The organism is Paenibacillus radicis (ex Gao et al. 2016), assembly GCF_014641555.1.
GTDB classification, from domain to species: Bacteria; Bacillota; Bacilli; order Paenibacillales; family Paenibacillaceae; genus Pristimantibacillus; species Pristimantibacillus radicis.
Genome location: NZ_BMHY01000016.1, coordinates 1 through 14,745, shown reverse-complemented (window position 1 = coordinate 14,745; position 14,745 = coordinate 1). Strand labels below are relative to the sequence as shown.

General features: G+C 44.8%; 14 protein-coding genes, 1 rRNA gene and 1 pseudogene. 2 read left to right on the top strand and 14 right to left on the bottom strand.

Features of this window, described 5'->3' with window-relative positions; all coding sequences use genetic code 11:
• Positions 1–49 precede the first annotated feature (49 nt).
• The 3 genes and pseudogenes from IEX98_RS25200 to IEX98_RS25190 form a co-directional block, all read right to left on the bottom strand.
• On the bottom strand, positions 50–718 hold the full coding sequence (locus IEX98_RS25200; RefSeq protein ID WP_188892463.1) for a hypothetical protein: 669 nt from the start codon (positions 716–718) through the stop codon (positions 50–52).
• Between the two features lie 472 nt (positions 719–1,190).
• A pseudogene (locus tag IEX98_RS25195) lies at positions 1,191–1,607 on the bottom strand (sigma-70 family RNA polymerase sigma factor); the annotation flags it as partial.
• Positions 1,608–1,702: 95 nt separating this feature from the next.
• Positions 1,703–2,296, bottom strand: a complete 594-nt coding sequence (locus tag IEX98_RS25190) for a hypothetical protein (RefSeq protein ID WP_188892462.1) — start codon at positions 2,294–2,296, stop codon at positions 1,703–1,705.
• 655 nt (positions 2,297–2,951) lie between these two features.
• On the opposite strand from IEX98_RS25190, the gene IEX98_RS29310 reads away from it, so the two are divergent.
• Positions 2,952–3,110, top strand: coding sequence for an IS3 family transposase (locus IEX98_RS29310; protein ID WP_229692391.1), 159 nt, complete (start codon positions 2,952–2,954; stop codon positions 3,108–3,110).
• Between the two features lie 83 nt (positions 3,111–3,193).
• Here the strand turns inward: IEX98_RS29310 and sigK are convergent, their stop codons facing one another.
• The gene (gene sigK, locus IEX98_RS25180) at positions 3,194–3,892 is read right to left on the bottom strand and encodes an RNA polymerase sporulation sigma factor SigK (protein WP_188892461.1); all 699 of its coding nucleotides are present in this window, start codon (positions 3,890–3,892) and stop codon (positions 3,194–3,196) included.
• 154 nt (positions 3,893–4,046) lie between these two features.
• Positions 4,047–4,391: a winged helix-turn-helix transcriptional regulator gene (locus IEX98_RS25175; protein WP_188892460.1), complete on the bottom strand. Its 345-nt coding sequence runs from the start codon at positions 4,389–4,391 to the stop codon at positions 4,047–4,049.
• A 149-nt stretch (positions 4,392–4,540) separates the two neighbouring features.
• Between IEX98_RS25175 and IEX98_RS25170 the strand changes: the two genes are divergently transcribed.
• The gene (locus IEX98_RS25170; protein WP_188892459.1) at positions 4,541–5,479 is read left to right on the top strand and encodes an aldo/keto reductase family protein; all 939 of its coding nucleotides are present in this window, start codon (positions 4,541–4,543) and stop codon (positions 5,477–5,479) included.
• A 342-nt stretch (positions 5,480–5,821) separates the two neighbouring features.
• Here the strand turns inward: IEX98_RS25170 and IEX98_RS25165 are convergent, their stop codons facing one another.
• The 9 genes from IEX98_RS25165 to IEX98_RS29305 form a co-directional block, all read right to left on the bottom strand.
• A complete protein-coding gene (locus IEX98_RS25165) occupies positions 5,822–6,226 on the bottom strand; it encodes a VOC family protein (RefSeq protein WP_188892458.1) in 405 nt (134 codons plus the stop codon).
• Positions 6,227–6,293: 67 nt separating this feature from the next.
• On the bottom strand, positions 6,294–7,091 hold the full coding sequence (locus tag IEX98_RS25160) for a hypothetical protein (RefSeq protein ID WP_188892457.1): 798 nt from the start codon (positions 7,089–7,091) through the stop codon (positions 6,294–6,296).
• 258 nt (positions 7,092–7,349) lie between these two features.
• Complete coding sequence (locus IEX98_RS25155) at positions 7,350–8,081, bottom strand: uracil-DNA glycosylase family protein (RefSeq protein WP_188892456.1); 732 nt, start codon at positions 8,079–8,081, stop codon at positions 7,350–7,352.
• A gap of 60 nt (positions 8,082–8,141) precedes the next feature.
• Positions 8,142–9,434: an MFS transporter gene (locus IEX98_RS25150; protein ID WP_229692390.1), complete on the bottom strand. Its 1,293-nt coding sequence runs from the start codon at positions 9,432–9,434 to the stop codon at positions 8,142–8,144.
• Between the two features lie 195 nt (positions 9,435–9,629).
• Entirely contained in the window at positions 9,630–10,265 is a 636-nt protein-coding gene (locus IEX98_RS25145) for a cell wall hydrolase (RefSeq protein WP_188892521.1), read from the bottom strand.
• A gap of 159 nt (positions 10,266–10,424) precedes the next feature.
• Positions 10,425–11,669 (bottom strand): MFS transporter, encoded by a 1,245-nt coding sequence (locus tag IEX98_RS25140; protein ID WP_188892455.1) that lies wholly within the window; start codon positions 11,667–11,669, stop codon positions 10,425–10,427.
• Positions 11,670–11,865: 196 nt separating this feature from the next.
• The gene (locus IEX98_RS25135; RefSeq protein ID WP_188892454.1) at positions 11,866–13,494 is read right to left on the bottom strand and encodes an ArnT family glycosyltransferase; all 1,629 of its coding nucleotides are present in this window, start codon (positions 13,492–13,494) and stop codon (positions 11,866–11,868) included.
• A gap of 871 nt (positions 13,495–14,365) precedes the next feature.
• Positions 14,366–14,482, bottom strand: a 5S ribosomal RNA gene (gene rrf, locus IEX98_RS25130).
• 35 nt (positions 14,483–14,517) lie between these two features.
• A partial coding sequence (locus IEX98_RS29305; protein WP_229692389.1) for a hypothetical protein occupies positions 14,518–14,745 on the bottom strand: 228 nt, incomplete at its 5' end.

The window sequence follows — 14,745 nt, the reverse complement described above, 5'->3', positions numbered from 1 at the left end:
ATAGACCAACAATATTACCGGCGGTAATCACAATCCTATTTTTTCAGACCTAAGATTCCTCTCCTTCAATCCCATACTTACTACATAAACCGATTTTAATATCGTAACATGTCTCAACTAGCCCCTCAGATGTTAGACGGTATTTTACTAACTCTTCCGAACCTTTTGTTAGTACGATGTAATATGATCTACTTCCCGTATCAGGTAGCCAATTAAATAGTTTTATTAAATTAACCTTACTCAAGCTTTCCGTATCAGCTAGCTGGAAATAGAGTACGTAAGTTCCATTTACTTCACTCGTTCCTAAAATACTCTTCTCTACATTAAGCTCAAATGGCAAATTACTACTTTTAAAAGAAACTGAAAGTCCATTAATATATCTCTCTTCTTTCTCAGACTCAATACGCTCCTCGGTATAATCTTTCTGACCTTGAATAATTTGGCTAATGATAATCGGTGAAAAAAAAGCTAATATGAAGAGAACAATACTGATAAAACACAGTATTACCTTCTGCTTTCTCAGCTTCATTAACAACCATACATAACTAGCACTAATTGCTACTAAAAGAATTCCCGAGAAAATTGATTCCGCCATATTCCCTGTTTCAATCCAGACCCCACTAGAAGGAAATTGGAAAATGAGCATAAGCAGTAAATAATAAGACGCCACTCCTGATATAATGCTTAGTACGATAATCAAGATACTTTTTAACCTCACTTAAATCCCTCCCTCCAAAATCCAATTTCCGAAATATAATATTATATCGACAAGGGCAAAGGATTTTTGAGGTATTTTTTCTTGATTTTAATATATTTTGAAACGCTTGTAGCAATATCATTTTGTTGATACATTTTGTATACAACGTGTTCTCAGAAATCAGCATCGGGAAGAAATTAACAAAAAAAGTGTAGCACCATTTATTAATGGGCCACGTCTTTTTCTTACTTCTATTTCATGTCGAATAAATGCCTCTGCTGTATGACCCTTCCTTATCCAACCGACCTCATTGGATGTGGTCCACCCAATAGTTTGACCAATCAATTGGTACAAATAGGAGGAGAATACTATTATGTCATCATTCCAAGATATCTCAATCATCACGTTCCCACTTTGTACCTGATTTTTGGAAACAAAAAGAGCTCACAATCGTCGCTATCGACATTGTAAGCTCCCGATACTTTCGTGTTATCTACCGCTTCGCCTTATAAAACTCATGATACAGCTTCATCAGCGCCCGCTTCTCAATCCGCGATACGTAGCTGCGGCTGATCCCGAGCTCCTTTGCGATTTCCCGCTGTGTCCGCTCATCCCCGCCATGATCCAGGCCGAACCGGCCGCGGATCACTTCCTGTTCCCGATCGTCAAGTATATCCAGATTGCGATAGATTTTGCTTTTCTCGATCTTAAGCTGCACACGGTCCACAACATCATCGGCTTCCGTGCCAAGGATATCGATCAGTGTGATCTCGTTCCCCTCTTTATCTGTGCCAATTGGATCATGCAAGGAAACATCCTTGCGCGTCTTCTTCAACGACCTTAAGTGCATAAGTATTTCGTTCTCAATACAACGAGCCGCGAACGTCGCGAGCTTCGTGCCTTTTCCGGTCTAATATATTTTTTCATACCTAATTTCCCTCTCCTTCAATCCCATACTTACTACATAAACCGATTTTAATATCGTAACATGTATCAACTAGCCCCTCAGAAGTTAGACGGTATTTTACTAACTCTTCCGAACCTTTTGTTAGTACGATGTAATATGATTCCCCCCCCCGTATCAGGTAGCCAATTAAATAGGTTTATTAAATTAACCTTACTCAAGCTTTCCGTATCAGCTAACTGGAAATAGAGTACGAGAGCTCCATTTTTTTCACTCGTTCCTAAAATACTCTTCTCTACATTAAGCTCAAATGGCAAATTACTACTTTTAAAAGAAACTGACAGTCCATTAATATCTCTCTCTTCTTTCTCAGACTTAATTTTATTCTCGGTATAATCATGCCGATTTTCAATAATTTGGTTAATGATAATTGGTGAAAAAAAAGCTAATATAAAGAGAACAATACTGATAAAACACAGTATTGCCTTCTGCTTTCTCAGCTTCATTAACAACCATACATAACTAGCACTGATTGCTACTAGAAGAATTCCCGAGAAAATTGATTCCGCCATATTCCCTGTTTGAATCCAGCCCCCACTAGAAGGAAATTGGAAAATGAACATAAGCAGTAAATAATAAGACGCCACTCCTGATATAATGCTTAGTACGATAATCAAGATACTTTTTAACCTCACTTAAATCCCTCCCTCCAAAATCCGATCCCCGAAGTATTTTTCTACTTTATTCATTGTAATAAAAATCCAGTAAAGATATAAATATTATATCGACCAGGGGCAAAGGATTTTTGAGGTATTTTTTCTTGATTTTAATATATTTTGAAAGGCTTGTAGCAATATCATTTTATTGATACATTTTGTATACACCGTATTCTCAGAAATCAGCATCGGGAAGAAAATTGACAAAAAAAATGTAGCACCATTTATTAATGGGCTACGTCTTATTCTTACTTCTATTTCATGTCGAATAAATACCTCTGCTGTATGATCCCTTCTTATCCAACCGATCTCATTGGATGTGATCCAACCAATAGTTTCACCAATCAATTGGTACAAATAGGAGGAGAATACTATATTAAATTTAAATTTTTTTCTACAGGGGAGCTTCTTGCCCACAATCTCCGAGTCTCTTCAGCTCCCTTTGGCGACCAAAACCCTAATGAGCCAAAAGCACTTAAAACTCCATAAAGAAGCCTTTATCCATTCCGATCAAGGTAGCCACTATACAAGCCCAATCTACCAAGATTTATTGAAGCAAAAAGGACTAGGACAGTCGATGTCACATCGTGGGAATTGCTAGGACAATGCTCCACAGGAGTCCTATTACGGTCATATGAAAGATCATGTGAAGAGCACAAGCTGTGAGACATTTGTCGAAGTAGAACGAGAAATAAATCGCTACATCCGTTATTACTGCCATCATCGATATCAATGGGGACTAAAAAAGATGACTCCTGTACAGTACAGGAATCATCTCTTAAGTGCGGCCTAATACTCTTTTTCAATGTGTCATTGACAAAGGGTCCAGTTTAAGTGATCATCTCGAAGACGTCCTTTTTCTTCAATAGTATACGATTACTTCTTCGCCTTATAAAACTCATGATACAGCTTCATCAGCGCCCGCTTCTCAATCCGCGATACATAGCTGCGGCTGATCCCGAGCTCCTTTGCAATTTCCCGCTGTGTCCGCTCATCCCCGCCATGATCCAGGCCGAACCGGCCGCGGATCACTTCCTGCTCCCGATCGTCGAGTATATCCAGATTGCGATAGATTTTGCTTTTCTCGATCTTAAGCTGCACACGGTCCACGACATCATCGGCTTCCGTGCCAAGGATATCGATCAGTGTGATCTCGTTCCCCTCTTTATCCGTACCAATTGGATCATGCAAGGAAACATCCTTGCGCGTCTTCTTCAGCGACCTTAAATGCATAAGTATTTCGTTCTCGATACAACGAGCCGCGAACGTCGCGAGCTTCGTGCCTTTTCCGGTCTGAAAGCTCTCGATGGCTTTAATTAATCCAATAGTGCCGATCGAGATCAAATCCTCGAGGTCTTCTCCGGTGTTGTCGAATTTTTTCACGATATGCGCAACCAGACGCAGGTTGTGCTCGATCAGCAAATTGCGGGAATGCGCATTGCCTTCCGCCATCAGCTGCAAATGCTTCATTTCGTCATCCTCATGAAGCGGTTGCGGGAAAGCGTTATTTTTGACGTACGATACGAGCATTGACAGCTGTTTGATGAACAGCGCGATTGTCGCAAACAGTCCCATGTACCCTTACACCCCCAGGTCGGATTACCGAGGGGCAGCACTCCCCCCAGCGCACAATGAAGTCGATTCTACATTGTATGAGGGCGAGTGCCTAGAAGTGCATGTACCCGGGCGAGAATGTCATTCAGTCATGTCCTAATCGTTAAAAAAACAGCTAGGTCCACCGAGCTGCCCACAGCTTCATCTCATGGCAAATGACATGAAGGTCATGACCTTTGGGCGTCAGTGTATATTCCACTGTTACTGGCACAGTCGGGAAGACTTTACGCTCCAGCACGCCCTGCTCCTCCAAATGGCGAAGCGTACTGGTCAGAGCCCGCGGACTTACGTTTGGTATGCGACGCTGCAGTTCACCAAAACGGAGCGTGCCGCTAAACAATTCGCGGATAACGAGAAACGCCCATTTTCCTCCTAGCACATCCAATGTTCTTTCAATATTGCATTCAATATGTACAGGTGTTTTCGGAACGTAATTACTCGCTTTATCGGTCGTCTTCACTGGGTTTCCTCCTCATTGCACATAACTATACAAAAGGTTACTATCTATCGTTTCTATAATTAAGTGAAAAACATTTCACTTCTTTAAATCATATAGGAATTTATATAGTATGGAAAGGGAACCACAACTTTTTCGAGGAGGAATGAAACATGAAATATCGGAGATTAGGTGCAAGTGGGCTAAAGGTTAGCGAGATCAGCTTGGGAAGCTGGCTTACATATGGCGGTTACGTTGAACGTGAAAATGCAGTAAATGCAATCAAAACAGCTTACGATTTGGGCATCAACTTCTTTGACACAGCCAATGTCTATGAAAGAGGTGCAGCGGAAGAGCTGGTAGGCAAAGCGTTGAAAGCTTATCCGCGCGAATCCTATGTGCTGGCCACAAAAGCTTTTTGGCCAATGGGCGACGGCCCTAACGACCGCGGTTTATCCCGCAAGCATGTCATCGAGCAAGCCAATGCAAGCTTGAAACGTCTCGATCATGATTATATCGATATCTTCTACTGCCACCGTTATGATCTGGATACTAGACTGGAAGAAACGCTTCGCGCAATTGACGACCTTGTTCGTCAAGGCAAAGTGCTGTATGTCGGCGTGAGCGAATGGCAGGCTTCGCAAATTGCTGAAGGCCTTGGCGTTGCCGATCGCTATCTGCTGGACCGCATCGTCGTCAACCAGCCTGTCTACAACATGTTCGATCGCTACATCGAAAAAGAAGTTATGCCGCTTAGCGAGCGTTCCGGTATTGGACAAGTTGTATTTTCGCCGCTGGCCCAAGGCTTGTTGACAGGCAAATACACCTCCGTCTCCGACATTCCGCAAGACAGCCGGGCTGCTAAGCTGGAGTGGATGCGCAAAGGCATCACCGAGGAAAAAATAGCGAAAGTTCAGCAGCTCGAAAAAGTCGCCGCTGAACTGGATCTCTCCGTCGGCAACCTTGCGCTGGCCTGGATTTTGCGCAATGCCAATGTGGCGAGTGCACTGGTCGGCGCCAGCCGTCCTGAACAAGTAACCGAGAACGCTAAAGCTTCCGGCGTTGAGTTAAGCCAAGACGTGCTTGCGCGGATTGAAGAGATTTTGAAGTAGTATCAAGAAACGCGGCAATAAAACACCTGCAGTTTTAATAACAATAAGCGCAAACGAGCTTACTCCGCTTGATCCATACTTATAAAAAATGACCCTCTTGAGGGGTCATTTTTTTAATATCCATCTATTAAATAGCATGCCGTATGACCGAGAGCCTCATACCACTGCCTATTGCTTAGCATGGATTTCCTTATCCTTTTGCTGTAGCCAGAACGAGAAATAGCCGATTGAATAACTAGATATCACGATAATCGGGATTAACCCTGAATCTTTTACCGTTAACCCCTTACCCACAAAGTAATTTGCCAGCGGATTCATACTAATAATTATAACAATCACCCGCTATCTTCCATGAATAGTGACCGATGGTCCATAACTGGATATTTCGACGAGATTCTCGTCCGGATCGCGAACATAAATAGATTGAATAGGACCAAGTGCGCCAGATCGCTCTACTGGTCCTAATTCGATTTTCACTCCATGTGTATTTAATTGGTCGAGAATGGAACGTATTGAATCACTTGTAATGATGCAAAAATCTCCTGAGCCCGGTGTCGGTGTTTCAGCTTTAGGATCAATTTCCTCACCGAGCTGTTGAAAGTTTATTTTCTGCTGGCCAAATTTAGCCGCTTTTCTCCCTTGACCGAAAGTGATGATTTCCATGCCAAGTACATCGCCATAGAAACGGCATGACGCTTCTACGTCTTTTACCGTCAATACCAAATGGTCAAACCGCAATATCTCCATTGCCCAACATCCCCCTTTCCCGAGCTACATGCAATAATGTTTATTATTTCCTTTTGAAAGAAGAAAACTAGGGTAATTCGGGATTAGATATCAGTTTGTTATGAATATTCACACCTGGAACATCTGCGATGTATATTTCCCCTTCCTTTCCTTCCACTGTGTACTTCAAATACCACATACCGTTTGCGCTAACTAAGCTTACGTCGGGATAAGGAGGAATCAGTTTATATTCCCCCTTACTCTTTTTGTAGTTCGCTTTAAGGATTAAAGTATCTCCCCAATATCCATACTCTTCAATCGTTTTTGGAACTTTAGTGACTTCCGTCAACTCTTTCGGTTGGTCAATTAAATTAATGTATAACACTCTCATGAAAATTTGTGCCGAGCTAACCGGATCATCCTTAAATGAACCATGGACGCGTTCTTCGTTTGGAACGAAAATATCCGGCTGAACCTTAAAAAATAATTTTAAGTTCTTGCTTGCGGAATCATAATCAGCCATCGGTAACGACGTATCTAACACTTCTGTACTTCCTACGTACTTGTACTCAACAAATCTTTTTACAATTTCATCCGTCGGTACAGTTCTATACAGTTGTATTTCATCATGAACGACTGGCCAGATGAATAACCAAATAAAGGGTAAGACTAATATAATCGATACAATGCGTTCTTCCCATTTCCATCCTCTTGCAGCAAACAGTAAATAAATCCCCATTCCCATTAAACAAACCGTTAATAAGAGATCAGGTAGAGACAGCAATACAGCGAATAAAACATACGATTTAGATAAAACAACTATTAATAGCCACAAACCCAATAAAGTATAAGAAAGGTTTAAGAAGGCTCTTCTTTGAGAGGACAATCGAATTCTCCTTCTTCTTTGCATTTTCCTAATATGGTTACATTATATCTTAAATAAAGGCAACTTTCCCTACATTTTTCCAAGGGAAGTTGCCATTTTCATTACTCAATATACAGCCATTTAGGATCAGACCAAAAAGACCAAAGCGTTCCGTCTTTAACTCTTACTTTTACTTGTAATTTTCTGAATGCTGGCAGCGCACTGCTTGCTGTCCAAGAACCGGTCGTGAACCGGCTCATTCCAAGCTGCAAAACGTGCTCATAACCTACCGAACCAGTCCTGAACGGTTCGCTCCAGCTCCGCCTTGCGCTCCGCGAACTGTCTTCGGCGATGTCCATTCGCTCCTGATGGATGGGGCATATGGAACAAGCATCGCTCTCCGTCGAGCAGTCCTTCGCGAGTGAACTGCTGCAGTACATCGGCCACCGATTTGCCGAGCGGCACGATCAGTGCGTCTTGTGCAGCCTGCAGCTCCGCTAACAATATCCTACGGGCATATTGCATTAAAAAAGCGGATTTTACCAGCTCCGGCTGATGGCCGGTATAATTCTCACCGGCTTGGAACACCGGATACCGAACGGCTGATGTCGTATGCAGCAAATGACGCTCCTGTTCAAACAGCGACTTGGTACTTTCTATTTCAAGCGCCTCCGGCAGTCTGATTACATCTAGCATCTCGTATAAATTTTGGCGCATCGTACCTGCAAAGCTAGCAACAGCCTTAGCCCTTTGGTCGATTTCGGGATGTGGTCTATTTTCCAATAGCCCCAGCCTGGCTTGTTCGTAAGCAATCGCCATCTGCGTAAAACCAGGCGTAATGCCGATGATCATAATCTTCGCTTGCTCATTCACATATTCGAATGGAATATAGTAAAGCGACATGTTTTGATGCGAATTAAGCAGCAGCTCCGGTACAAGCAGCTGTTCTTTCGTCAATGCTCCGGAAGGCAGCGACAATATAAAGTCCTTATACTTCATTAATTGGCTCATAACTGTGCATGCCCTCCCATAACGATCATCATTTCTCTAGCACTTAACGCTCGTCCTCTATTAACAATCAGGAGCCACGGATGCCTGCTTCGGCACAAACCGATGCAAATAAGCATGGATGAAAAAGACCGCGACAGAAAGCAGCGATGCTCCCGCTCCAATCCATAAAACAGGCGTTGCGCCCGTATGATCATACACATAGCCAAACAGCGTAGGCGCAATCATCCGGCCCGCGCTGCCGAATCCGCCGACGACCCCCATATAGAAAGGAGCGGATTTGCCGGCATTTTCGGATAAAAAGGCCGGTATGACGGGCAGCAGCAGCATTTCCCCGATCGTACATACCATCATACCAAAGACAAGATACCAATAGGAATCATGTAGAAAAGCAATAAAGGTAAAGCCAATCGAATAACAGACCGAGCTTGCTACTATTTCACGACTGATTGATCCGGCCAGCATCTTCTTAATCGCGTTCGTCACCGGCTGGCCAACAAAGATAACAATACCGTTAATACTCCACAACAGACTGTACATGGTGAGGGAATGGCCGCCATCGGTCAGAAACGGCGCAATGCCGTTATTCCAAACCATGAGCGAAAAGAAGAATAGCAGCGAACCGATACCCAGATACAAATACATACTCGTGTTCATCAGCTTTTGACCTAGCGTCGCTTCCTGTTCTAACTGTGCTCTTCCGGCCAGGCCGCTAGCTTGCGGCACAGTGCCACTCGCCGTCTCCATCGCCGCCTTTTCTTCCGCACTGCTGCCCGTACGCATGATGAGCATTAAATAGAGGCCGAATACAAGCGTAGATATTGCGGTTGCAGCATACGTCAACGTAAAGGAAAAAGCAGCGATCAGACCGCCGACAGACGCTCCAATTGCCAGACCTGCATTGTTGCCGACGTAAATCGCATTGTACAGCTTTCGGCGATGGGCCTTCCAGCGAAAACCGATATAAGCGTTGATAGAAGGCACCGCTAGATTGTTCACCAGACCGTACAAGCTGGTCAGAACAATATAGACGATGTATTCCCGCGTAAACACAACCGACGCGATAAGCGCCGCTGACAGCAGCATCGAACCGATGACGAGCCGTTTTGGACCTAGCCGGTTATAAAGCGCACCTCCCGCAAACTGGCCGATCAGGCCCGCCAATGCCTGGAATAGGAGCACCATGCCTGCCTCAGCGTAGGTACGCCCAAGCACTTGATGTACGTATAGCGTCGTTAGCGGCCAAAGTATCGAATTTCCGGTTGCATTAATAAAGCTTGCTGCAATAAAGGACAATGCGTCCCTGGGATAATTTTTCTCCAAACGTACGATTAAAGATTCAATCCATTGCTTCACTTGCGAAATACCACCTTGTCTGAAAAGAAACCTGTCTTTCCTTGCGAATGCATACTTCTCGTATCATACGCCATTCTGAACATCGTTTCCACGTTAGTTCCTTCCATCACCATCTATTCTTCCGGATAAAAGAAAGAGATGCCCTGCGCCGGTATGGCAACAGTTGCATCTCTTCTCTAATGCTAGTCATTCTATTTATTTGGCAAACACATGATTGCCGATTTTCACGGTAACTTTTCGGGATTCTATCCATTTCGATTCCGTCGCCTTCGGGTTGTAGAAGTAATAAGCCCCTTTGGACGGATCGACCCGCCTTGCCGCTTCCTTCGCCGCTTTAAATGCAGTAGCATTGGGCGTTAGCCAAAACTGCCCGTTGCTGACGGCACTAAAGGCATTAGCGGCAAAAATAACGTCGCGGATCTTGCTTGGGAACATCGGTGACTTCGCCCGGTTCAGGACGACCGCCGCTACCGCCACCTGTCCTTTATAGGTCTCGCCTCTCGACTCCGAGTAGACGATCCTCGCAAGCCGCGACAGGTCCGAACGGCTGACCGTCACTTTGTTCAAGGCATGCTGCGTCATCGACCCTGCCACGCCATCCTTAGGCAGTCCTGCGCCTCGTTGAAAGGCAGCTACTGCATTTTTCGTGGATGCATTGAACTTTCCGGTAATGCTGCCCTTGTAGTAATTGAGCATATAGAGCCGCTCCTGCAAATCTTTGACGCTCTCGCCGCTGCTTCCCATCTTCATCGAAGCCGCGCTTGCCGCACCGTTCATGCTAAGCATAAATACAATGACGGCCAGTAAAAATACACTTGCTGTTTTTTTCATCACTTTCGTTAATCCCTCCAACTGGTTGTGTTATGGATTCTCGCTGTATTGCAGGGATCCGCCGCGAAAATGATTTTACCATAACTTAACTTCCGTTTTGGGGATTCAAAGATTTTTCTAATTGATTTCTAATGTTGCCCGCTAAGCATCTCAAACCGTCTACTGAGCTTTTTTCTCCCTAACGAAGGGAAGAAGCAAATATTGCAGCAAAGCAGCACCGAACAGGACGATCGCCAGCCAGGCCGACTCCGTATCCTTCGCCAAAGTAATCATCGCCGCGATTGAAATGATTCTGCCCGTATTGAGGAACAGCTCCCGAATGACGACCGATTCCACACGAAGCTGTCCTTTTAACGGCAGCAAGCTCATCATACGGAAGTAAAACGAATTGAGCGTATTGACCGTAAGCGGATTGCAGATCGAGAATAAGATCATAAAGATCACAACCGACCATAGCTTCACGTCAATGAGCAGCATAGCTGCACCTAATAGAACACCCGACACGGAATAAAGCAAGTACTTGCTTACATTCTCTTTGCCGCTTCTTTTCGTAATGGCATAGCCGGTAGCTACAGTCAACGCTGAGAAAAAGACGCCCAAATAGCCGACCCAATCTTCCCGCCCTACGGTCTGATAGAGAAGAATGTTCGGAAGAAACAGCATAACGCCCTGGAACAGCCCCATTAAGAAAAAGCTGATCAGCGCCTTCAGCCAGCGCGGGTGCTTCTGCATAATTAATAAAGTGAATTTCAAGTAGTACGCTTTATGATGCGACTTCATTACCGGAATGCGGAAGCTGATGAGCGCCGCTATTAAGAACATGACGAAGGCCAGCATAAAAATAAACATATAGCCTTGGAGCCCTTGGCTCCGTTGAATAATAAAGCCCGCAAGCGCCGGACCCGCTAGACCGGCCGTATTGAATACAATCATATTGACGCCTAAGTAACGGAGCCGATTCGCCTCGGTCGACACATCGTACTGCATAACGAGATAGCCAGTCCAGTAGAAACCGCTTGCAATACCGTTTAGCAATGCGAACGCAATATAATAGTGTGCAACTTGTTCCTGTGCAATGACGACAAGCAGATAAAACATCGCATTCAGCGCGATGCCAATCCGGTAAGTCAGCATTTTGTCCCGCCGCTTGGCAATCCAGCCGCCAAAAGCAAACACAAACGGGGTAGTCGCAAATAAAAGGATGTTATAGAGGCCGTTAACCGCCAAGTCTTGCGTCAATCGCCATAAGTAAAGATTGAGAAACAACCCCGACATCGAGGCGCCAAACTGGAAAAAACCGTGAATAATGATTGAGACCACTGCATTTCTGCTCAATCTTCTTTCAGGTGGCAGCAACATTCTGCCCTTGCTCAATTGAAATCTCGATCCTAAGCCGCCCAACATCTGATGCTTCCGCCTCCTGCTATTGTAGTCTTGGCCTGCACAAACTAAGACTGTTGCGTCCATTTTAACACAGCGGCAAATTCAGGCATATGGAGGCCATATGGGCTCCCAGTCCTAAATACAAGCAAATGGCCCGCTGAGGGGCCATTTGCTAAGCATCACTGCTATTTATCAGCGTCATTCTGCCATTATCGGCTTATTTCTCCGTCACCACAGAATAATGTTTAAAGCGCTTAATTTCATACCGGGACTCGTCCTCGGGAAGAGGATCTCCGTTCGCGAAAAGATAAGCAGCCTTCTCACCGTCATGAATGACGGGCTGCTCAAACCGGTAGCGTCCAAACGACTGGACCTGCTGAAATGCTCCGCCAGGATTGGCATAAACGACACTTTCGTTAAATTCTCGCGGATCGATCTGCTCATTCAATAGTACGTAAATATAGGGCATGTTGACTCTGTTTGTAATATAGACCGTACCGTCCGTTACATCCGATGCGTACCGTATCGCCTCACCGAAGGATTCGAAAAAAATCGGACTGATCTGCTCCGGGAATTTCCGGACATATTGATTCGCAAACAGGATGAAATAGGCGGCAAATAAGGCAATAGCAAAGCGGGTTGCCCACTTCTCTTTTTCCGAAAGCCATACTACTCCCGCAACGGTCAACAAGATCAGCGGATAAAAGATTACGTTGATGCGGTTAATGTTGGCATCGCTAATAATGAAAGCCATCGCTACCGAAATCGCCAGCCATATCAAAATGATGAGCTGTATCGGATCTGCTTTACGCTGCAGCGCACTGATCGTCGTTGCAAGCCCCAATATAATGAGCGGTAAAGCGATCGGATACAAATAGCCGTATTCCGGCAGCGCATTCCAGATGAGACCGTCGTTCTGGCTTATTATAATTTCGAAAAACCGCTTCATATGGCTCAGCCCGGTCGACATCATATCCGAGCCAAAAATGCTCGACTGCTGTTCGACTCTCGGAACCGTAAGCTTCGGTATCGTCACGAGAGCTGTAATGGCGTTCATGGAGTAGCGATTAATGATGACAAAGAGCAGGATAGGAAGCGCCAGTATTGTGAAGGTTGCTCCATTTACTAGAATACGGCGCAAGGAAACTAGTCTCTTGACGTAAAACACGACATAAGTCGAAAGGACGAATAGCGGTGCGAAAAAATAGGCGGTTCCATAGGCGTATAGGGACAGCGCCATCGATATCGAGAACGCCAGCAGCCATTGCGGCCGCTCTATCGCTTTGCAAGCAAAGTAGACAGCTAGCAGCACCAGAGCAGGCATCAAGTTGGATTCCAGCGCCCAGCGCGACATCATAATATGCCATGGGCAAATCACGATTATAAAAGCCGCAATAAGCATGACACGGCGATTGTCTGGAATGAACCTTTTTGCGATCGCGTAGAACAGAAACAACGTGATGACTCCGGCAATCGCGCTCACGATTCGTATCGAAAACGTGTTCAAGCCAAAAAGATAAATGAACGGCATCGACAGATACGCGTACAAAGCATTTTGCCCGCTGCCCCAAGCGATCAGGTGAATAGGCAGAAAGCTGCCGTTCCGGTCTACACCGTAGTGCAGGATCGCATATGCGTCGTAGCCTATCGAGGCTTCATCTTGGTTCAAGCCGGCCGGCAGTGACGAGATAGCCACCAGTCGAATGAAAATTCCGATGCCGAATAAAACAGCCAGCAGCGGATTGTTTTGTAGCCAAGTGACGATCTGCTTCATCCTGGCCAAGAGATCAAATTTACTCGTACTGCGCCTCTGCCTTCCCACATTCGTTTTCAATTGCGGATTCAATGTTGTCCCCCTGCTTCCTCTTTGTATACAAACATTCTAATTGGTAAGTATTATGCTACAATGCTACAATCGTATCAGGAACTCCTCGCCGAGACTAAAAGCTCGACGCACAATATACGCTGGCAAGCAAACTACCCTCTAATCCACTCATTATGGAACTAGAAGGCAATACTGGGATTATAGTATGTTTAGCTGATTCTAGCAATAAATATCTTGCTCACACTGCTCTCATCATCGGTAACTCCAACTCTATGAACTATTGAATCTACGAACATTCAGAATGTTCTCCTTAGCTTTGATTATGAGCTTGTCTCCCTAATTTTAAATTTTGTAATTAACCTGACCCATGCTCTGCCGACTATTTTTAAAAACAAAATGCAAAAGTGCAGGTTGTTTAGCCATTTCATGGCCGATATGGGCATCAAAATGTAAAAATGCAGGCTGATCGCAACTTTTCGGGTCATTCTGGCCCAATTGGTTGATTTCAAATGTATTTTTGCATTTTGAAGGCTGTATGCAGCCTTTTTGACTAAATCAAAATGCACTTTTGCATTTGAAAGACAAGGGCAGTTTATTCGGCTTGTCATATTAATTAAATTGGGTAGGGTTGGACTTACTTTTAGCGATTGCTGAAGCCAAACATCAGATTTACTGGGAAAAAGTGTGGGTTGCATGGAGGTTTTGAGATACTTTGGATCGTTGAGTGGGTACCCGCAGTTTGAATATAAAGCAAGATGCAGTATGGCATTGAATAAAGACCGCTATACGCTATAAATAACCAGAGACAACTTGCTCGCGCAAAGTTATTTCCGAACGTTTTTAACCATAATAAACAAAAAAGCCTGCCGCAAACATGCGGCAGGCTTCTCGTGCTTGGCGACGTCCTACTCTCCCAGGACCCTGCGGTCCAAGTACCATCGGCGCTGGAGGGCTTAACGGTCGTGTTCGGTATGGGAACGCGTGGTTCCCCTCCGCCATCGCCACCAAACGGGATTTTTCGCTGAATGCTCTACTTGAGTTGCCTCAGAAAAGATCCAATAATAAATCTGCTAGGGTTTTGCGCCCTGAAAACAGGATGCGAATTGAAATGATTGCTTTAGCGTCCCCTGTATCGGGGTCCCCGGAAAGTATTCGGAATAAGCTGCAACGCTTATCTTCACTTTTTGGGGTGTATTTAGGATAAGCCCTCGACCGATTAGTATTCGTCAGCTCCACACATTGCTGTGCTTCCACCCCGAACCTATCAACCTC